Below are 18,986 nucleotides of genomic sequence, written 5' to 3' on the forward strand. Positions count from 1 at the left end.
TGCTTGTGGAACAAGCTTTTGGAGAAAAAAATGGCTAACGTGTTTGAATTTGTTGCAGAAGCTCGCAGTGCCTCGGGTAGTAGCGCGGCCAAAGTTGTTCGTCGTCAGGGTAAGGTCCCGGCAGTAGTATATGGTGGTAGTGGTGCTCCTGAGATGTTGTTGCTGGATCATAATGAAGTGGTTAAGCATTTGGTGCATGAGGCCGTTTATTCCCATGTGCTTGATCTTAAAATCGACGGAAAAACAGAAAAAGCTGTTCTTAAACATATACAAAGGCACCCTGCAAAGCCGATAGTGTTGCATATGGACTTTATGCGGGTTGATGAAACGCATAAATTGAAGGTTCATGTTCCTTTGCATTTTATCAATGAGGCTATTTCGGTAGGCGTTAAAAAAGGTGGTTTGGTCAATCATGCAATGGTTGATGTGGAGGTGTTGTGTATGCCTTCTGCTTTGCCGGAATTCATTGAAGTAGATTTGGCTAGTGTGGATATTGGTTCGACAATACATTTGTCTGATTTGATTTTGCCGACTGGTGTTGAGATTGCAGCGTTGCAGCATGGTGCTGAGCATGATCATCCGGTTGCTCAAATAGTCAAGCCAAGATCTGTGGAATCTGCTGACTAATAGTGTTTGAAGTCTTGTTTGAATGATTAAGCTGATTGTTGGTCTGGGTAATCCTGGGCGGCAGTACGAAAAAACCCGGCACAATGCCGGGTTTTTGTTTGTGGAGTATCTGGCGGGGCTTGCTAGTGCTGGTTGGTCGAGCAGTAGTCAGTTTTCCGGTGAGGTGGCTGAATGCAATATTGGCGGATACGGGCTTGTATTGCTAAAGCCGATGACTTTTATGAATAAAAGTGGCCTGTCTGTCGGTAAGTTTTTGCGGTATTACAAGTTTAAGTCCGAAGAAATGCTTGTGGTTCATGATGAGCTTGAGCTTCCCGAGGGAGTCGTCAAGATAAAAAAAGACGGGGGGCACGGTGGGCATAACGGGTTGCGTGACATTATTGCTCATATCGACACCCGTGATTTCTACAGGTTGAGAATTGGTATAGGTCGTCCTGTCGCGGGGGTGGGTGTGGCGGACTATGTGTTGTCCAGTTTGTCTTGTGATGGTCAGGCTCGAATGCTGGGTTTGTTTGGCGAGTTAGCGAAAAGCATGGATGCGTTGGTTTTGGGTGATTTGAATTCAATTGGAGCTTGATTGTTACTTCAGCTGAATTAAAAAAAACACTTGACTGGGGTTTTTGAAATAAGGATAATTGATCGAATAAGTAACGGAGGGGTTCCCGAGCGGCCAAAGGGATCAGACTGTAAATCTGCCGGTTCTACCTTCGGAGGTTCGAATCCTCCCCCCTCCACCACCAAATTTATGGGATCTGCGGGTGTAGTTCAATGGTAGAACTCCAGCCTTCCAAGCTGATTGCGTGGGTTCGATTCCCATCACCCGCTCCATTTCGGGGTAAATTACTCGCTCATATAGCTCAGTAGGTAGAGCACTTCCTTGGTAAGGAAGAGGTCACCGGTTCAAATCCGGTTATGAGCTCCAGATTTAGGTTTGTTTTTGTCGTAGTTAGGGTGTTTCAAAATGGCTAAAGAAAAATTTGAAAGAAAGAAACCGCACGTAAACGTAGGCACCATTGGTCACGTTGACCACGGTAAAACGACATTGACAGCGGCATTAACAAAAGTCATGGCGGAGCTGCAAGGCGGCGAAGTTAAGGCTTTTGATCAAATCGACAACGCCCCGGAAGAACGTGCGCGCGGTATAACCATTTCTACGTCACACGTAGAGTACGAATCAGCCAACCGCCACTATGCCCACGTTGACTGCCCTGGTCACGCTGACTACGTTAAAAACATGATTACCGGTGCTGCCCAAATGGATGGCGCGATTTTGGTTTGCTCTGCTGCGGACGGTCCTATGCCACAAACGCGCGAGCACATTCTGTTGTCACGTCAAGTCGGTGTGCCTTACATTGTTGTGTTCTTGAACAAGGCCGATATGGTAGATGACGCTGAGTTGATTGAGCTGGTTGAAATGGAAATTCGCGAGCTGTTGAATCAATACGAATTCCCAGGAGACGACACGCCCATTATCGTTGGTTCCGCATTGAAAGCTTTAGAAGGCGAGCAAAGTGAAATTGGTGTACAATCCGTAGTTCGCTTGGTTGAAGCGTTGGACAGTTACATTCCTGAGCCAGAGCGTGCGATCGACGGCAAATTCTTGATGCCTATCGAAGACGTGTTCTCAATTTCAGGTCGCGGTACCGTAGTAACCGGACGTGTTGAGCGGGGCATCATCAAAGTAGGCGAAGCCGTCGAGATCGTCGGCATCAAAGATACCGTTCAAACAACCTGCACAGGTGTAGAAATGTTCCGCAAATTGCTTGATCAAGGTCAAGCGGGCGATAACGTCGGTGTACTGTTGCGTGGTACTAAAAGAGAAGACGTGGAACGTGGTCAAGTATTGGCGCATGTGAATACCATCAAGCCACATGCTCACTTTAAAGCAGAAATATATGTGCTGTCTAAAGAAGAGGGTGGTCGTCATACCCCGTTCTTCAACGGCTACCGTCCGCAGTTCTACTTCAGAACCACAGACGTGACCGGTGCAGTCGATCTGCCCGAAGGCGTGGAAATGGTAATGCCTGGCGATAACATCGCCGTTACCGTAAAACTTATCTCACCGATTGCGATGGAAGACGGCTTGCGTTTTGCGATTCGCGAAGGTGGTCGCACCGTGGGTGCGGGTGTTGTTGCTTCTATTATCGAGTAATAGCCGTTTTTGATTCAAAAAATATTTTCTGAATAGGTCAGTAGTTCAATTGGTAGAGCAGCGGTCTCCAAAACCGCAAGTTGGGGGTTCGAGTCCCTCCTGGCCTGCCATTCAGAAAATCTTCATAATTTAATTCAAGTTGACTAAATGAACGCACAGGCAGAAGAAGTCTCCTCAGTGGTGGACATCGTAAAGTTAGCTTTATCTTTGGTTTTTGTTGTTGTCGGCATATCAGCGTTCTATTATTTTTCTGATTTGCAGCTTCTTTACCGCGTTTTAGTTTTGGTGGCTGTTTTAGCGGCTGCTATAGCTGTTGCTTTTACTACTGCTAAGGGTCGCGGTCTATGGGGCTTTATGCTGGAGTCCAAGCAGGAATTCAAAAGGATAGTGTGGCCCACTAAAGACGAGGCGGTTCGTACTACGCTGATGGTGTTTTTGATGGTATTCATAGTCGGCTTAATACTGTGGTTGCTAGATATGTTTTTGTTTTGGGGTGTTCAGCTTTTGATGAGCCAGGGGATTAAATAATGTCGCTTCGCTGGTATGTCGTTCATGCGTATTCCAATTTTGAAAATAAAGTCAAGCAGGCTCTTGAAGAGCGTATAAAACGCGAAGGGCTGGAAGAGTTTTTTGGAAAAATTCTGGTCCCTACTGAAGAAGTTGTTGAAATGCGCATGGGTCAGCAGCGTAAAAGTGAAAGGAAATTCTTTCCCGGATACGTGCTTGTGCAAATGGAATTGAATGACGAAACATGGCATTTAGTAAGAAATGTTCCTAGGGTATTGGGCTTTATAGGCGGGGCATCAGATAGGCCGTCACCAATCTCAGAAAAGGAAGCAATGGCAATATTAAATCGTGTCGAAGAGGGTGTGAATAAGCCACGGCCCAAAGTACTGTTCGAAGTTGGGGAAGTTGTTCGGATTGCCGATGGTCCATTTAAAGACTTTAACGGCAATATAGAAGAAGTCAATTACGAGAAAAGCCGGTTGCGCGTATCGGTTCTTATTTTTGGTCGATCTACACCGGTTGAATTAGAATTTGGACAGGTTGAAAAAGTCTAGCCTACAATTTGAGATTTTTATGAATCCCTGTCATTTGCATGGCCGGGATTTTTGTTTGTTGGGGAGCTGAAAAGCGTTTGCACCCATTAGGAGTATAAAATGGCAAAAAAAATTGATTCGTACATCAAGCTGCAAGTTAAAGCAGGTGAGGCTAACCCTAGTCCACCAATTGGTCCTGCATTGGGTCAGCGTGGTGTCAATATTATGGAGTTCTGCAAGGCATTTAATGCAAGAACTCAGGAAGTCGAAAAAGGTCTGCCTTTGCCGGTTGTTATCACGGTTTATAGCGATAAAAGCTTCACTTTCATTACCAAGACTCCGCCAGCGTCAGTATTGTTGAAAAAAGCAGTGGGTATTAAAAGCGGAAGCAGCAAGCCCAATTCTAATAAAGTTGGCACAGTTTCACGTGCGCAGTTGGAAGAAATCGCTAAAACCAAAATGGAAGATTTGAACGCAGCTAATTTGGAAGCGGCCATAAGAATTATTGCGGGAAGTGCTCGCAGCATGGGCTTGAACGTGGAGGGCGTGTAATGGCAAAAGTAACTAAAAAAGCAAAGGCTATCAAAGAAAAGGTAGTTAGAAGCAAACAATATTCGGTTGCCGAAGCTGTAGCACTATTAAAAGAGTTTGCCAATAGCAAGTTTGATGAGTCTGTGGATGTGAGTGTTAACTTGGGTGTTGATCCTCGTAAATCTGATCAGAACGTTCGTGGCGCTTCCGTGTTACCGAACGGTACCGGTAAAACAGTAAGAGTTGCTGTATTTACGCAAGGCCCAAATGCGGATGCGGCTCGCGAAGCGGGCGCGGACATCGTTGGTATGGACGATTTAGCTGAGCAAGTAAAACGCGGCGAAATGAACTTTGATGTGGTAATTGCCTCACCTGATGCAATGCGTGTAGTGGGTCAATTAGGTCAAATCTTAGGCCCAAGAGGCCTGATGCCAAACCCGAAAGTAGGTACCGTAACGCCTGACGTTGTAACAGCAGTTAAAAATGCCAAATCAGGGCAGGTCAGATACCGCACAGATAAATCAGGCATTATTCATTGCTCTATCGGTAAAGTATCTTTCGATGAAACTGCGCTCAAACAAAATTTGGAGTTTTTGATTTCAGATCTTAAAAAAGCTAAACCGACGGCTGCCAAAGGCGTCTATTTGAAAAAGATTGCATTGTCCTCGACCATGGGTCCTGGCTTGTGGATCGATCAAGGCAGTATCGACATTTAAGAATTTAACAAGTTGTAAGGCTTTGGGTTGCCGAGTTATCGGCAACCGTCAAAGACCGTAGGTGCGAAAGCTTAATTTTCCTACGCAGACGGGAGCTGGAGCCGCAAAGTTGGTGAAAGGGACCGTGAAAGGGGCATCGAAAGATGCGTTTCATAGATCCGATGGATAATCGGAAAGTACCGGAGGTAGATGTGGCACTCAATTTAGATAGCAAAAAAGTTGTCGTAGAGGAAGTTGCTGAATTCGCCGCTAAAGCCCATTCCGCGATCGCTGCGGAATATCGGGGTCTGACAGTTACCGAATTGACGGAACTGCGTAAAACCGCGAGAGAAACGGGCGTTTATTTGCGCGTAGTCAAAAATACACTGGCTAAACGTGCTGTCGCTGGGACTGAGTTTGAATGTATGCAGGAAGGGCTGGTCGGTCCTTTAATACTGGCATTTTCCATGGAAGATCCAGGCTGCGCTGCACGGCTCATCAGCGAATTCTCCAAAGGCCATAACAAACTGATCGCGAAAGTAGTGGCAATCGGTGGTCAGGCTTTTGATGGATCGGAGCTAGATAGATTGGCAAGATTGCCAACCCGTGATCAAGGTATCAGTATGCTGATGTCGGTCATGAAAGCACCGGTTGAGAAACTCGCACGTACTCTGGCTGCAATCAGAGACGAGAAAGAAGCGGCATAATCTCGCGTTAACCAGTTAAAACTCATTAATTTTAGAGGAATATACAATGGCAATTTCACAACAAGACATCTTGGAAGCAGTCTCTAACATGACTGTGATGGAAATCGTTGATCTGATTTCAGCGATGGAAGAAAAGTTTGGCGTTTCTGCTGCTGCGGCAGTAGCGGTTGCAGCTCCTGTAGCGGCGGCTGTTGTTGAAGAGCAAACCGAGTTCGATGTTATCTTGACCGGCTTCGGCGAAAACAAAGTAGCGGTTATTAAAGCGGTTCGCGGTTTGACAGGCTTGGGCTTGAAAGAAGCGAAAGACGCTGTTGAAGGCGCACCTACTACTGTTAAAGAAGGTGTCAACAAAGCCGAAGCCGAAGCGGCGAAAAAAGAGCTTGAAGAAGCTGGCGCAACTGCCGAAATCAAATAAGCATCTTGACTGCATACCAGGCATAAGCCTATCAAACCGGGCTGACGGCATTTTGCCGTCGGCCTTTTACTGTTTCTAAAACAGTAGTAAATAATCTCTGACGACGAAGGTATAGAAGCAATATGGCCTATTCTTTTACCGAAAAAAAGCGTATCCGTAATAATTTTGGGAAGGGTTCCGAAGTATTGGAAGTTCCCTATCTTTTGGCAACACAAATTGATTCGTATGCAAATTTTTTGCAGTCCGGCATAGATCCGGATAAACGGCGCAATCAAGGGCTGCATGCCGCATTCTCCAGTGTTTTTCCGGTAGTAAGTCATTCAGGCTATGCCGTATTGGAGTATGTTAAATATCGCTTGGGGGAACCCGCATTCGATGTAAGAGAGTGTCAACAGCGTGGCGCTACATTTTCAGCGCCGTTGCGTGTTTTAGTGCGTCTAGTTATTTATGATAAAGACGCGCCTGCTAATACCAAAGTCGTTAAGGATATTAGAGAGCAGGAAGTTTACATGGGTGAACTGCCTCTGATGACCGACAACGGTACGTTCGTGATTAACGGCACTGAACGGGTCATTGTGTCGCAGTTGCACAGATCGCCCGGTGTATTTTACGACCATGACAAAGGTAAAACCCATTCGTCCGGTAAGTTGCTGTTCAACGCACGGGTAATTCCTTATCGTGGTTCATGGTTGGATTTCGAATTTGATCATAAAGACGCCGTTTACGTGCGTATAGACAGACGGAGAAAAATTCCGGCGACTATTTTGTTACGGGCTTTGGGATATGAAAACGAAGAAATGATCAAAATTTTCTTCGAAACCAACAAGTTCTCATTGAGCGCCGAAAAATTAATGTTTCACGTGATCCCGGATAGGTTGCGTGGTGAAATGGCTGTTTTCGATATTAAGCACGACGGTAACGTCGTTATCGAAGAGGGGCGCAGAATTACTGCCAAACATGTTCGCCAGCTGGAAAAATCCGGTGTCACTGAAATCGAAGTGCCTAGGGACTATTTGTACGGAAAAATTCTAGGCCACAATGTTGTCGATACATCTACCGGCGAGCTGTTGGCTAGTGTTAATGACGAAATCACCGACAATTTATTGCAGAAGTTGATCGATGCGGGTGTTCGCGAGATCGATACACTGTATGTTAACGATTTGGATAGAGGTCCTTACATCTCCAATTCGATGCGCCTGGACACCACCACAAATCGCTTGGAAGCCTTGGTGGAAATCTACAGAATGATGCGTCCTGGTGAGCCGCCTACCGTAGAGTCTGCGGAAAACCTATTCGAAAACCTGTTCTTTACTGACGAACGTTACGACTTATCCGCCGTTGGTCGGATGAAATTCAATCGTCGATTGGGGCGTGAAGAAACCGAAGGCCCGGGCACGCTAAGCAAAGAAGACATCATCGATGTTCTGAAAGAACTGATCAAAATCAGAAATGGTAACGGTACCGTGGACGATATCGACCATTTGGGTAACAGGCGTGTACGATCTGTTGGCGAAATGATCGAAAACCAGTTCCGCATCGGTTTGGTTAGAGTCGAGCGGGCTGTCAGAGAGCGATTGACCTTGGCGGATTCTGAGGGCTATATGCCGCAGGAAATCATCAACGCTAAACCTGTTTCTGCGGCAGTCAAGGAATTCTTTGGTTCCAGCCAGTTGTCGCAATTTATGGACCAAAACAATCCGTTATCGCAAGTCACCCACAAGCGTCGGGTTTCGGCACTGGGTCCTGGCGGTTTAGCCAGAGAGCGCGCTGGATTCGAGGTTCGTGACGTTCACACCACTCACTATGGTCGAGTTTGCCCTATCGAAACACCGGAGGGTCCGAACATTGGTTTGATTAACTCATTGTCGGTCTATGCCAGGACCAATGAATACGGCTTCCTGGAGACGCCTTACCGGAAAGTAGTCGACGGTAAAGTAACCGATCAGGTCGACTATATTTCCGCAATTGAAGAAGGCGAATACGTTATCGCGCAGTCCAGCGTGGCGGTGGACGAAAGCGGCAAATTGGTTGAAGGCTTGGTGTCTTGCCGTTACAAAGACGAATTCACCTTGGCTTCGTCCGAAACCGTGCAATATATGGACGTATCGTCCAAGCAGATCGTATCCGTGGCGGCATCCATCATTCCGTTCTTGGAGCATGACGACGCGAACCGGGCGTTGATGGGTTCGAACATGCAACGTCAAGCGGTTCCCACTTTGCGTGCAGAGAAGCCTTTGGTCGGTACAGGTATGGAGCGTGTCGTCGCGAAAGACTCGGGTGTAACCGTGGTAGCAACTCGTGGCGGTCGTATCGAAGCGGTTGATGCGGGGCGTATCGTAGTACGTGCGAATGACGAAGAGACCGTTGCGGGTGTGCCAGGCGTGGATATCTACAACTTGATTAAATATACCCGTTCTAACCAAAACACCTGTATCAACCAAAAACCACTGGTTAAACTCGGCGACATAGTCAGAGCCGGCGATATTTTGGCGGACGGCCCTTCGACCGACATCGGCGAATTGGCCCTGGGTCAAAACATGTTGATAGCCTTCATGCCCTGGAATGGCTATAACTTCGAAGACTCCATTTTGGTGTCTGAGCGAGTAGTAAAGGAAGATCGTTTTACGACTATTCATATCGAAGAAAAAACCTGCGTAGCTCGCGAAACCAAGCACAGTCCGGAAGAAATTACTGCGGATATTCCAAACGTTAGTGAAGAAGCCTTATCCAAATTGGATGAATCCGGGATTGTATACGTCGGTGCGGAAGTGAAGGGCGGTGACATTCTAGTGGGTAAAGTGACGCCGAAAGGTGAAACGCAATTAACGCCAGAAGAGAAATTGCTGAGAGCCATCTTCGGCGAAAAAGCAGCCGATGTGAAAGACACGTCGCTACGTGTGCCGGGCAATGTTCGCGGTACTGTAATCGATGTTCAGGTTTTCACTCGTGATGGTGTGAAAAAAGACAAGCGAGCTCTGGAAATCGAAGACGCGGAAATTAAGCGTTACCGGAAGGACTTGGATGACCAGCTGAAAATCGTCGAGCACGATATTTTCGCTCGGGTAAAAACCTTGTTAGCGGGTAAAAAAGCCGAAAAGGGTCCGAATGGTTTGAAAAAAGGCGAAGAAATTACCGCTGATTATCTGGATGGCTTGGTGCCTTCCGAGTTGTTGAAAATCCGCACACAAGACGAAGATGTCAACGTGCAATTGGAGACCGTTGCCGAGCATGTCGAGCAGCAACGTAAAGAATTCGACGAGCGTTTCGAGCAGAAAAAGAAAAAAATCACCATGGGCGACGATTTGGCGCCGGGCGTGTTGAAAATGGTCAAAGTTTATTTGGCTGTTAAAAAACGTATTCAGCCGGGCGACAAGATGGCCGGCCGTCACGGTAACAAGGGGGTTATCTCCCAAATCGTGCCGATTGAAGACATGCCGTATACCGCTGACGGTAACCCCGTCGACATTTTGTTAAATCCTCTTGGCGTACCATCGCGGATGAACGTTGGTCAGGTGTTGGAAACGCATTTGGGTTGGGCATCTAAAGGCTTGGGTATCAAGATCGGTAAGATGCTGGAAGCTCAAGCAAAAGTCGCGGAAATACGTGGTTTCATGGAGAAAATTTACAATTGCAGCGGCCGAAAGGAAGATCTGAATTCGTTTACCGATAAAGAAATTCTAGAGATGGCGGTCAACTTGGTTGCCGGTGTACCGATGGCGACGCCGGTCTTCGACGGGGCTTCGGAAGAAGATATTCGTACCATGTTGCGTTTGGCCGATTTACCGGAGCACGGGCAAACCGTACTGTACGATGGCCTAACAGGCGAGCCGTTTGAGCGTGAAGTTACTGTGGGTTACATGTATATGCTGAAACTGAATCACTTGGTGGACGACAAAATGCATGCGCGTTCGACCGGCCCTTACAGTTTGGTAACGCAGCAACCGTTGGGCGGTAAAGCGCAATTCGGTGGTCAGCGTTTTGGTGAGATGGAGGTCTGGGCCCTGGAAGCTTATGGCGCCGCGTACACATTGCAAGAAATGTTGACGGTCAAATCCGATGACGTGACAGGCAGAACCAGAATGTATAAAAACATTGTCGATGGCAACCATTCAATGGAAGCCGGCATGCCGGAATCATTCAATGTCTTAGTGAAAGAGATTCGTTCGCTGGCAGTGAATATCGAAATGGAACAAGACTAATTCTGTTCTTTGTGAGATAGATTCTGGACAATATCGGATAACATTTAAAGGGGATAAGCTCTTGAAAGATTTAATGAATTTCTTAAAACGTCAAGGTCGCACAGATGATTTTGACAATATCCGGATTGGATTGGCTTCGCCGGACATGATTCGTTCATGGTCTTATGGTGAAGTGAAAAAGCCTGAGACAATCAATTACCGCACCTTTAAACCGGAACGTGACGGCTTGTTTTGCGCCAAGATTTTTGGACCCATCAGCGACTATGAGTGCTTGTGCGGTAAATACAAGCGCCTAAAGCATCGCGGCGTCATCTGCGAAAAATGCGGCGTCGAAGTTACCTTGTCTAAAGTTCGCCGCGAACGAATGGGCCATATCGATTTGGCCAGCCCGGTGGCGCATATTTGGTTTCTGAAATCACTGCCTTCCCGGATTGCTTTGCTATTGGATATGACATTGCGTTCGATCGAACGGGTATTGTATTTTGAAACATTCGTCGTGATCGATCCGGGCATGTCTCCGTTGGAGAAAGGCCAGCTTCTGACCGACGAAGAATATTTGAACGCTGTTGAAGAACACGGCGACGATTTCGTTGCAAAAATGGGTGCCGAGGCGATCTATGATTTGCTCAAATCGATTGATTTAAAAGAAGAAATCAACACGCTACGTGAAGAAATCAACGCGACGAATTCCGATACAAAAATCAAAAAATATTCGAAACGTCTGAAAGTTATCGATTCTTTGCTGGCTTCTAATAATCGTCCGGAATGGATGATTATGACGGTGTTGCCAGTATTGCCACCCGAGTTGCGCCCATTGGTGCCGCTGGACGGCGGCCGTTTTGCAACGTCCGATTTGAATGATTTATATCGTCGGGTAATCAACAGAAATAATCGCTTAACACGCTTGCTGGATTTGAACGCGCCTGACATCATCGTTCGCAACGAAAAACGCATGCTGCAAGAGGCGGTCGATGCCTTGTTGGATAACGGTCGCCGCGGTCGTGCTATCACCGGTAGCAACAGACGTCCTTTGAAATCTTTGGCCGATATGATCAAAGGTAAGCAAGGTCGTTTCCGGCAGAACTTGTTGGGCAAGCGCGTCGATTATTCCGGACGGTCGGTTATCGTGGTGGGGCCGACATTAAGGCTCCATCAGTGCGGTTTGCCGAAAAAAATGGCTTTGGAGTTGTTTAAACCTTTCATATTCAGCAAATTGCAGTTGCGTGGCTTAGCGACGACGATCAAAGCAGCCAAGAAAATGGTGGAACGTGAAGGTGCGGAAGTATGGGATATTCTTGAAGAAGTAATTCGTGAGCATCCGGTATTACTAAACCGTGCTCCGACGTTGCATAGATTAGGTATCCAAGCATTTGAGCCGATTTTGATCGAAGGTAAAGCCATTCAGTTGCATCCCTTGGTCTGTAGTGCGTTCAACGCCGACTTCGACGGCGACCAAATGGCCGTGCATATTCCGTTGTCTATTGAGGCGCAGTTGGAAGCGCGTACCTTGATGATGGCAACTAACAATATTTTATCGCCCGCCAACGGTGAGCCAGTAATCAATCCTTCCCAGGACGTGGTTTTGGGCTTGTATTACATTACACGTGAGAAAATTAATGCGGTAGGCGAGGGTAGTGTATTTGGCGATTTGTCAGAGGTAATGTTAGCGCTTGACGCTAAAGCTGTTGAATTGCAAAGTAAAATTGAAGTGCGCGTCACCGAGAAATTGAAAACCCCTGAAGGCGAGTTTGAAACCATAGTTAGCAGAAAGAAAACTACGGTAGGGCGCGCAATCGTTTGGGGTATTGTGCCAGACGGTATGCCTTACGAATTGGTCAACGTCGACATGACCAAGAAGAATATTTCCCGGCTGATCAACTATAGCTACCGCTATCTCGGTATCAAAGAAACCGTGATGTTGGCAGACAAGATCATGTACCTGGGATTTAAATATGCCACGCGCTCCGGGGTGTCTTTCGGTATCGAAGACATGGAAATTCCCGTCAAGAAAGCTGACATCATTCGTTCCGCCGACGCCGAGGTTAATGAAATTCAAAATCAGTACGCCTCCGGTTTGGTTACGGACGGAGAGCGTTACAATAAGGTCGTTGATATTTGGTCTCGCGCCAATGATCAGGTCGCGAAAGTAATGATGGAAGGTTTGGGTGAAGACGAAGTTGTCAACTCAAAAGGCGAGAATGTAAAGCAAAAATCGTTCAACTCCATCTTTATGATGGCCGAGTCCGGCGCGCGGGGTTCCGCCGCACAGATTCGCCAGTTGGCGGGTATGCGGGGTTTGATGGCTAAACCGGATGGCTCCATTATTGAGACGCCGATTACTGCGAACTTTCGTGAAGGCTTGGACGTATTACAGTACTTTATTTCAACCCACGGTGCTCGCAAAGGCTTGGCGGATACCGCACTTAAAACCGCCAACTCGGGTTATTTGACTCGACGTTTGGTCGACGTCGCACAGGATTTGGTGATTGCTGAATCTGATTGTGGTACACAAAACGGTCTGACCATGATGCCGATTATTGAAGGCGGGGACGTGGTTGAGCCTTTGGCTGATCGCGTGTTGGGAAGAGTCGCGGCGATAGACGTAACCGATCCCGCCGGCAATAATATTCTGATTCCTGCCGGCACCATGATTGACGAAAATTTGGTCACGGTTCTGGAAGATAACGGCGTTGACAAGATGTTGGTGCGCTCTGTGATTACTTGCGAATCGCGGCAAGGTGTTTGTGCCAAATGTTACGGGCGAGATTTAGGGCGCGGTCATTTAGTTAACATCGGTGAAGCCGTGGGCGTCGTAGCGGCGCAGTCGATTGGTGAGCCCGGTACTCAGCTGACGATGCGGACCTTCCACATTGGTGGTGCCGCCTCACGGTCTGCTGCGGTTAGCAACGTGCAAGTTAAATCCAGCGGTACCGCAAAGCTCAATAACCTGAAAACCGTCAAGAACAGAGAGAGCAATCTTGTTGCGGTATCTCGGTCTGGCGAGGTTGGGGTTATGGATGATTACGGTCGTGAGCGTGAGCGTTACAAAATTCCTTACGGTGCCGTATTGTCGGTGGGTGATGGTAGCCCGGTCAGTGCTGGCGATATTATCGTGAACTGGGATCCGCATACTCACCCGGTTATCACCGAAGTAGACGGTTTTATTCAGCTGATTGATTTTATGGACGGGATCACCGTTCAAGAGCAGTCAGATGATGTCACTGGTTTAACCTCGCGAGTGGTTACGGATCCTAAGCAAAGAAGCTCAGCCGGTAAAGAGTTACGGCCTATGGTTCGTCTTCTTGATGAGCAAGGTGGGCAAATCAATTTGCCGGGCACTGATATTCCAGCTCAATACTTTTTACCTGCAGGCGCTATCGTTGGGGTTAAGGACGGTGGGGAAGTAAAGGTTGGTGACGTTTTAGCGAGAATTCCGCAAGAATCCAGTAAAACGAGGGATATTACCGGTGGTTTGCCACGGGTAGCTGATCTGTTTGAAGCGCGAAAAACCAAAGACCCTGCTATTTTGGCGGAGGCAACCGGTATGGTCTCCTTTGGTAAAGAAACTAAGGGTAAGCAGCGCGTCATCATCACGGATTCGGAAGGCGAGCAATACGAAACCCTAATTCCAAAGTGGCGGCATATCACCGTATTCGAGGGTGAGTTTGTTGATAAAGGCGAAACCATCGCTGAAGGTGAGCTGACCCCGCATGATATTTTAAGACTGCGCGGTATCGAAGAATTGGCCGACTACCTGGTAAAAGAAATTCAAGATGTATATCGTCTGCAAGGTGTAAAAATCAACGACAAGCATATTGAGGCAATCATCCGCCAAATGCTCCGAAAAGTCGAGATTACCGCCTCTGGAGACACGGATTTCGTCAAAGGAGAACAGGTCGAACGTACCGTGATTAACTTAGTGAACGACCAAGTTGAACGTGAAGGTAAGATTCCGGCTAGTTACGATTCTTTGTTGCTGGGTATCACGAAAGCATCGTTGGCCACCGAGTCATTTATTTCGGCGGCGTCGTTCCAAGAGACGACTCGGGTGTTGACAGATGCGGCGGTAAGAGGTATCAGCGATAGCTTGAATGGCTTAAAAGAGAACGTCATTGTTGGTCGTCTCATACCCGCGGGTACTGGTTTGGCTTACCATGAACAACGACGTAAGAGAAGAGCGGCGGACTCTGGTTCCGGTTCAGAAGCTTCTAGCCAGGCCATTGAAGCGGTCGATGTGGAGGAAGCGTTGAAACAAGCTTTGAATGTAGAGTAGAGAATCTTAAAAACGCTTGACCTAGGTCTATTGTAAAGGTATCATGTTCTGCTCACATCAGCCAATAGGTTTGGGCGGAGCTGTATTGATCTGTGATCGCGCAGAGTCCTTTATTGCTTATTAAACATTGCATATTTGGAGTAGTTAAGAATGGCCACGATCAATCAATTGGTCCGTAAGCCTCGTGCTAAAAAAATAGAAAAGACTAACGTTCCGGCGTTGGAGGCTTGTCCGCAAAGGCGCGGGGTTTGTACCAGGGTTTACACCACAACCCCGAAAAAGCCGAACTCGGCGTTGCGTAAGGTTGCTAGGGTGCGGCTGACCAATGGAGCGGAAGTAAGTAGCTATATCGGTGGTGAAGGGCACAATCTTCAGGAGCACTCTGTGGTGCTGATTCGGGGGGGTCGTGTGAAAGATTTGCCTGGTGTGCGTTATCACGTGGTTCGGGGGAGTCTCGATACTTCTGGTGTTAAGGATAGAAAATGTGGTCGCTCCAAATATGGCGCGAAAAGACCTAAGAAATAAAGGTTGATAACAGATGTCAAGAAGAAGAGTTGCTGCAAAAAGAGTCATTAATCCAGATCCGCGTTTTGGTAGTGATATGCTGTCAAAATTCATGAATATGATTATGGAGGATGGTAAGAAGTCTGTCGCTGAGAAAATTGTTTACGGTGCATTGGATGTTATTGAAGGTAAGGGCCATAAAGAATCTCTAGATTTGGTTGCAAAAGCACTGGAAAACGTTCAGCCGCGCGTTGAGGTTAAGTCTCGCCGGGTTGGTGGTGCTACTTATCAAGTGCCTGTTGAAGTGCGTCCTGCCAGAAGGTTGGCGCTGTCGATGCGCTGGTTGATTGATGCGGCGCGTAAGCGTAACGAAAGGACCATGGCGGCTAAGTTGGCGGGTGAGTTGTTGGATGCCTCTGAGGGTCGAGGAGCGGCTGCAAAGAAACGCGAAGACACGCATAGAATGGCTGAAGCTAATAAAGCGTTTGCTCATTATCGCTGGTAAGAAAAGTTAAGCAGGGTAGTTGTTGTGGCTCGTAAGACGCCTATAGAGCGTTATCGTAATATAGGCATTATGGCGCATATAGATGCCGGAAAAACAACCACGACCGAGCGGATACTGTTTTACACCGGGGTTTCGCACAAGATGGGCGAGGTCCATGATGGTGCTGCGACAATGGATTGGATGGAGCAAGAGCAGGAGAGGGGTATAACAATCACTTCTGCTGCGACTACGTGCTTCTGGTTGGGAATGGAAAAGCAATACCCGGAGCATCGAATTAATATTATAGATACGCCTGGGCATGTCGATTTCACTATAGAAGTGGAGCGGTCTTTGCGTGTTTTGGATGGTGCGTGCGCTGTTTTTTGTGCGGTGGGTGGGGTGGAGCCTCAGTCGGAAACGGTCTGGCGCCAGGCAAACAAATACCATGTGCCAAGGCTAGCATTTGTAAACAAGATGGATCGTTCCGGCGCAAATTTTTTGCGCGTCGTCGAGCAAATTAAATCTAGGCTTGGTAGCAATGTAATTCCAATGCAATTGCCGATCGGGGCGGAAGAGAACTTTAAAGGCATTGTGGATTTGCTGAAAATGAAGGCAATCTATTGGGAAGATGCCAACATGGGTGTGAGTTTTACGGAAACGGAAATTCCAGCAGAAATGGAAGAATCTGCTGTAAATTGGCGCGAGCGAATAATTGAAGCTGCTGCAGATGCGTCCGAAGAATTAATGGATAAATATCTTGAAAAAGGTGTTTTGACAAACGAAGAAATAAAACTGGGTATAAGGGCGCAGGTTCTGCGGAATAAGTTGGTTCCGGCTTATTGTGGGTCGGCCTTTAAGAACAAAGGTGTGCAGTGTGTTCTTGATGGTGTGATTGATTTTTTGCCATCCCCTCTCGATATAAAGCCCGTAGAAGGCCTGTCAGATGCTGGCATTAGTTCGACTCGTGGTGCTTCTGATGATGAGTCCTTCTCAGCGTTAGCATTTAAAATAGCCACTGACCCATTTGTTGGGACCTTGACATTTTTTAGGGTTTACTCCGGTTTGGTAAAGTCTGGAGATGCGGTTTTAAATGTCGGTAAAGGTAAAAAAGAAAGAATTGGACGCATTGTTCAGATGCACGCCAATAGTCGCGTCGAAATCAATGAGGTGAGAGCTGGCGAGATCGCTGCGCTGATCGGGCTGAAAGACGTCACCACTGGTGATACTCTTTGTGATATTGAAAAGCCAATTCTGCTTGAGAAAATGGAGTTTCCTGAGCCTGTAATTGCTGTGGCTGTTGAGCCTAGGACAAAAGCTGATCAAGATAAAATGGGCGCTGCGCTAGCTAAGCTTGCGCAAGAAGATCCGTCCTTTAGAGTGGCTAGCGACCCTGAGTCGGGTCAGACAATAATTTCAGGAATGGGCGAATTGCATCTTGAAATTATCGTTGACCGGATGAGAAGAGAGTTTAATGTTGCCGCAAATGTTGGGGCTCCCCAAGTTGCTTATAGGGAAACTATAAAGCGTGCTGTGGAATGCGAAGGAAAATTTATCAGGCAATCTGGAGGCAAGGGTCAATACGGGCATGTATGGCTCCGGTTGGAGCCAAAAGAGCCGGGCACTGGTTATGAATTTGTGAGTGAGTTGGTTGGCGGTGCTATTCCCAAGGAGTATATCCCGGCCATAGACAAGGGTGTGCAAGAGCAAATGGAAAATGGCGTTTTGGCAGGTTTTCCGGTTGTTGATGTAAAGGTTAGTTTATTCGATGGTTCATATCATGATGTCGATTCGAATGAAATGGCTTTCAAGATAGCAGGATCTATGTGTTTCAGGGATGGGGCTAAGACTGCAAATCCTGCGTTGCTTGAACCTATTATGAAAGTCGAGGTGGTAACGCCCGAGGATTATATGGGTGAGGTAGTGGGTGACATTAATCGACGGAGAGGTGTCATTCACGGAATGGAAGATGTTCCGGCCGGAAAGGTAATAGAGTGCGAAGTCCCTCTTGCCGAAATGTTCGGTTATGCCACGGATCTTAGGTCGGCGACTCAGGGCAGAGCAACGTACAGTATGCAGTTTGAAAGATATAACGAAGCACCTGCAAGCATTGCGGAAGCGATTATTAGAAAAGTATCTTAAATTTTTTACATATCAGGTATTGAATCATGGCTAAAGAAAAATTTGAAAGAAAGAAACCGCACGTAAACGTAGGCACCATTGGTCACGTTGACCACGGTAAAACCACATTGACAGCGGCATTAACAAAAGTTATGGCGGAGCTGCAAGGCGGCGAAGTTAAGGCTTTTGATCAAATCGACAACGCCCCGGAAGAACGTGCGCGCGGTATTACCATTTCTACGTCACACGTAGAGTACGAATCAGCCAACCGTCACTACGCTCACGTTGACTGCCCTGGTCACGCTGACTACGTTAAAAACATGATTACCGGTGCTGCCCAAATGGATGGCGCGATTTTGGTTTGCTCTGCTGCGGACGGTCCTATGCCACAAACGCGCGAGCACATTCTGTTGTCACGTCAAGTCGGTGTGCCTTACATTGTTGTGTTCTTGAACAAGGCCGATATGGTAGATGACGCTGAGTTGATTGAGCTGGTTGAAATGGAAATTCGCGAGCTGTTGAATCAATACGAATTCCCAGGAGACGACACGCCCATTATCGTTGGTTCCGCATTGAAAGCTTTAGAAGGCGAGCAAAGTGAAATTGGTGTACAATCCGTAGTTCGCTTGGTTGAAGCGTTGGACAGTTACATTCCTGAGCCAGAGCGTGCGATCGACGGCAAATTCTTGATGCCTATCGAAGACGTGTTCTCAATTTCAGGTCGCGGTACCGTAGTAACCGGACGTGTTGAGCGGGGCATCATCAAAGTAGGCGAAGCCGTCGAGATCGTCGGCATCAAAGATACCGTTCAAACAACCTGCACAGGTGTAGAAATGTTCCGCAAATTGCTTGATCAAGGTCAAGCGGGCGATAACGTCGGTGTACTGTTGCGTGGTACTAAAAGAGAAGACGTGGAACGTGGTCAAGTATTGGCGCATGTGAATACCATCAAGCCACATGCTCACTTTAAAGCAGAAATATATGTGCTGTCTAAAGAAGAGGGTGGTCGTCATACCCCGTTCTTCAACGGCTACCGTCCGCAGTTCTACTTCAGAACCACAGACGTGACCGGTGCAGTCGATCTGCCCGAAGGCGTGGAAATGGTAATGCCTGGCGATAACATCGCCGTTACCGTAAAACTAATCTCGCCGATTGCGATGGAGGACGGATTACGTTTTGCGATTCGTGAAGGTGGTCGTACCGTCGGTGCGGGTGTTGTTGCTTCTATTATCGAGTAATCA

At 47.4% G+C, this 18,986-nt stretch carries 15 protein-coding genes and 4 tRNA genes; all 19 read left to right on the top strand.

What is annotated here, in order from left to right; genetic code table 11:
* The first annotated feature begins 30 nt into the window (after nt 1–30).
* The 19 genes from JWZ98_RS03825 to tuf (JWZ98_RS03915) all read left to right on the top strand — a co-directional run bounded on the left by JWZ98_RS03825 (nt 31) and on the right by tuf (JWZ98_RS03915) (nt 18,983).
* Entirely contained in the window at nt 31–627 is a 597-nt protein-coding gene (locus tag JWZ98_RS03825) for a 50S ribosomal protein L25/general stress protein Ctc (RefSeq protein ID WP_205453353.1), read from the top strand.
* 22 nt (nt 628–649) lie between these two features.
* Nucleotides 650–1,204 carry an aminoacyl-tRNA hydrolase gene (pth, locus tag JWZ98_RS03830; protein WP_205453354.1) on the top strand — a complete coding sequence of 185 codons (555 nt, stop codon included), beginning with the start codon at nt 650–652 and terminating at the stop codon, nt 1,202–1,204.
* Between the two features lie 75 nt (nt 1,205–1,279).
* Nucleotides 1,280–1,364, top strand: a tRNA-Tyr gene (locus JWZ98_RS03835).
* 17 nt (nt 1,365–1,381) lie between these two features.
* Nucleotides 1,382–1,455, top strand: a tRNA-Gly gene (locus tag JWZ98_RS03840).
* An 18-nt stretch (nt 1,456–1,473) separates the two neighbouring features.
* Nucleotides 1,474–1,549, top strand: a tRNA-Thr gene (locus tag JWZ98_RS03845).
* Nucleotides 1,550–1,588: 39 nt separating this feature from the next.
* Entirely contained in the window at nt 1,589–2,779 is a 1,191-nt protein-coding gene (gene tuf / locus JWZ98_RS03850) for an elongation factor Tu (protein ID WP_033156112.1), read from the top strand.
* A gap of 34 nt (nt 2,780–2,813) precedes the next feature.
* Nucleotides 2,814–2,889, top strand: a tRNA-Trp gene (locus JWZ98_RS03855).
* A gap of 37 nt (nt 2,890–2,926) precedes the next feature.
* Entirely contained in the window at nt 2,927–3,307 is a 381-nt protein-coding gene (gene secE / locus JWZ98_RS03860; protein ID WP_033159600.1) for a preprotein translocase subunit SecE, read from the top strand.
* Nucleotides 3,307–3,840, top strand: coding sequence for a transcription termination/antitermination protein NusG (gene nusG, locus JWZ98_RS03865; RefSeq protein ID WP_205453355.1), 534 nt, complete (start codon nt 3,307–3,309; stop codon nt 3,838–3,840). Before secE ends, nusG begins: the two co-directional genes overlap by 1 nt.
* Before the next feature lie 99 nt (nt 3,841–3,939).
* Nucleotides 3,940–4,371 (top strand): 50S ribosomal protein L11, encoded by a 432-nt coding sequence (rplK, locus tag JWZ98_RS03870; protein ID WP_020484793.1) that lies wholly within the window; start codon nt 3,940–3,942, stop codon nt 4,369–4,371.
* A complete protein-coding gene (gene rplA, locus JWZ98_RS03875) occupies nt 4,371–5,066 on the top strand; it encodes a 50S ribosomal protein L1 (RefSeq protein WP_033159598.1) in 696 nt (231 codons plus the stop codon). The genes rplK and rplA overlap by 1 nt, the downstream gene beginning before the upstream one ends.
* A 191-nt stretch (nt 5,067–5,257) precedes the next feature.
* Nucleotides 5,258–5,752, top strand: coding sequence for a 50S ribosomal protein L10 (rplJ, locus tag JWZ98_RS03880; protein WP_026147170.1), 495 nt, complete (start codon nt 5,258–5,260; stop codon nt 5,750–5,752).
* Between the two features lie 46 nt (nt 5,753–5,798).
* Entirely contained in the window at nt 5,799–6,167 is a 369-nt protein-coding gene (gene rplL / locus JWZ98_RS03885; RefSeq protein WP_020484796.1) for a 50S ribosomal protein L7/L12, read from the top strand.
* Nucleotides 6,168–6,289: 122 nt separating this feature from the next.
* A complete protein-coding gene (gene rpoB, locus JWZ98_RS03890; protein ID WP_205453356.1) occupies nt 6,290–10,366 on the top strand; it encodes a DNA-directed RNA polymerase subunit beta in 4,077 nt (1,358 codons plus the stop codon).
* Nucleotides 10,367–10,427: 61 nt separating this feature from the next.
* The gene (rpoC, locus tag JWZ98_RS03895; protein ID WP_205453357.1) at nt 10,428–14,639 is read left to right on the top strand and encodes a DNA-directed RNA polymerase subunit beta'; all 4,212 of its coding nucleotides are present in this window, start codon (nt 10,428–10,430) and stop codon (nt 14,637–14,639) included.
* A 150-nt stretch (nt 14,640–14,789) separates the two neighbouring features.
* The gene (gene rpsL, locus JWZ98_RS03900; protein WP_013820393.1) at nt 14,790–15,164 is read left to right on the top strand and encodes a 30S ribosomal protein S12; all 375 of its coding nucleotides are present in this window, start codon (nt 14,790–14,792) and stop codon (nt 15,162–15,164) included.
* A 13-nt stretch (nt 15,165–15,177) separates the two neighbouring features.
* A complete protein-coding gene (gene rpsG, locus JWZ98_RS03905; RefSeq protein WP_020484799.1) occupies nt 15,178–15,648 on the top strand; it encodes a 30S ribosomal protein S7 in 471 nt (156 codons plus the stop codon).
* 24 nt (nt 15,649–15,672) lie between these two features.
* Nucleotides 15,673–17,766: an elongation factor G gene (gene fusA, locus JWZ98_RS03910; protein WP_205453358.1), complete on the top strand. Its 2,094-nt coding sequence runs from the start codon at nt 15,673–15,675 to the stop codon at nt 17,764–17,766.
* Nucleotides 17,767–17,792: 26 nt separating this feature from the next.
* Complete coding sequence (tuf, locus tag JWZ98_RS03915) at nt 17,793–18,983, top strand: elongation factor Tu (RefSeq protein ID WP_033156112.1); 1,191 nt, start codon at nt 17,793–17,795, stop codon at nt 18,981–18,983.
* The last annotated feature ends 3 nt before the right edge of the window (nt 18,984–18,986 follow it).

Origin of the sequence: Methylomonas sp. EFPC1 (genome assembly GCF_016925515.1) — a bacterium.
GTDB classification, from domain to species: domain Bacteria; phylum Pseudomonadota; class Gammaproteobacteria; order Methylococcales; family Methylomonadaceae; genus Methylomonas; species Methylomonas defluvii.

Coding starts and splice junctions, on each gene's coding strand:
- JWZ98_RS03825 (WP_205453353.1), top strand. CDS start 31: ATGGCTAACGTGTTTGAATTTGTTGCAGAAGCTCGCAGTGCCTCGGGT.
- secE (WP_033159600.1), top strand. CDS start 2,927: ATGAACGCACAGGCAGAAGAAGTCTCCTCAGTGGTGGACATCGTAAAG.
- nusG (WP_205453355.1), top strand. CDS start 3,307: ATGTCGCTTCGCTGGTATGTCGTTCATGCGTATTCCAATTTTGAAAAT.
- rplK (WP_020484793.1), top strand. CDS start 3,940: ATGGCAAAAAAAATTGATTCGTACATCAAGCTGCAAGTTAAAGCAGGT.
- rpsL (WP_013820393.1), top strand. CDS start 14,790: ATGGCCACGATCAATCAATTGGTCCGTAAGCCTCGTGCTAAAAAAATA.
- rpoB (WP_205453356.1), top strand. CDS start 6,290: ATGGCCTATTCTTTTACCGAAAAAAAGCGTATCCGTAATAATTTTGGG.
- tuf (WP_033156112.1), top strand. CDS start 17,793: ATGGCTAAAGAAAAATTTGAAAGAAAGAAACCGCACGTAAACGTAGGC.
- rplL (WP_020484796.1), top strand. CDS start 5,799: ATGGCAATTTCACAACAAGACATCTTGGAAGCAGTCTCTAACATGACT.
- rplA (WP_033159598.1), top strand. CDS start 4,371: ATGGCAAAAGTAACTAAAAAAGCAAAGGCTATCAAAGAAAAGGTAGTT.
- tuf (WP_033156112.1), top strand. CDS start 1,589: ATGGCTAAAGAAAAATTTGAAAGAAAGAAACCGCACGTAAACGTAGGC.
- rpsG (WP_020484799.1), top strand. CDS start 15,178: ATGTCAAGAAGAAGAGTTGCTGCAAAAAGAGTCATTAATCCAGATCCG.
- pth (WP_205453354.1), top strand. CDS start 650: ATGATTAAGCTGATTGTTGGTCTGGGTAATCCTGGGCGGCAGTACGAA.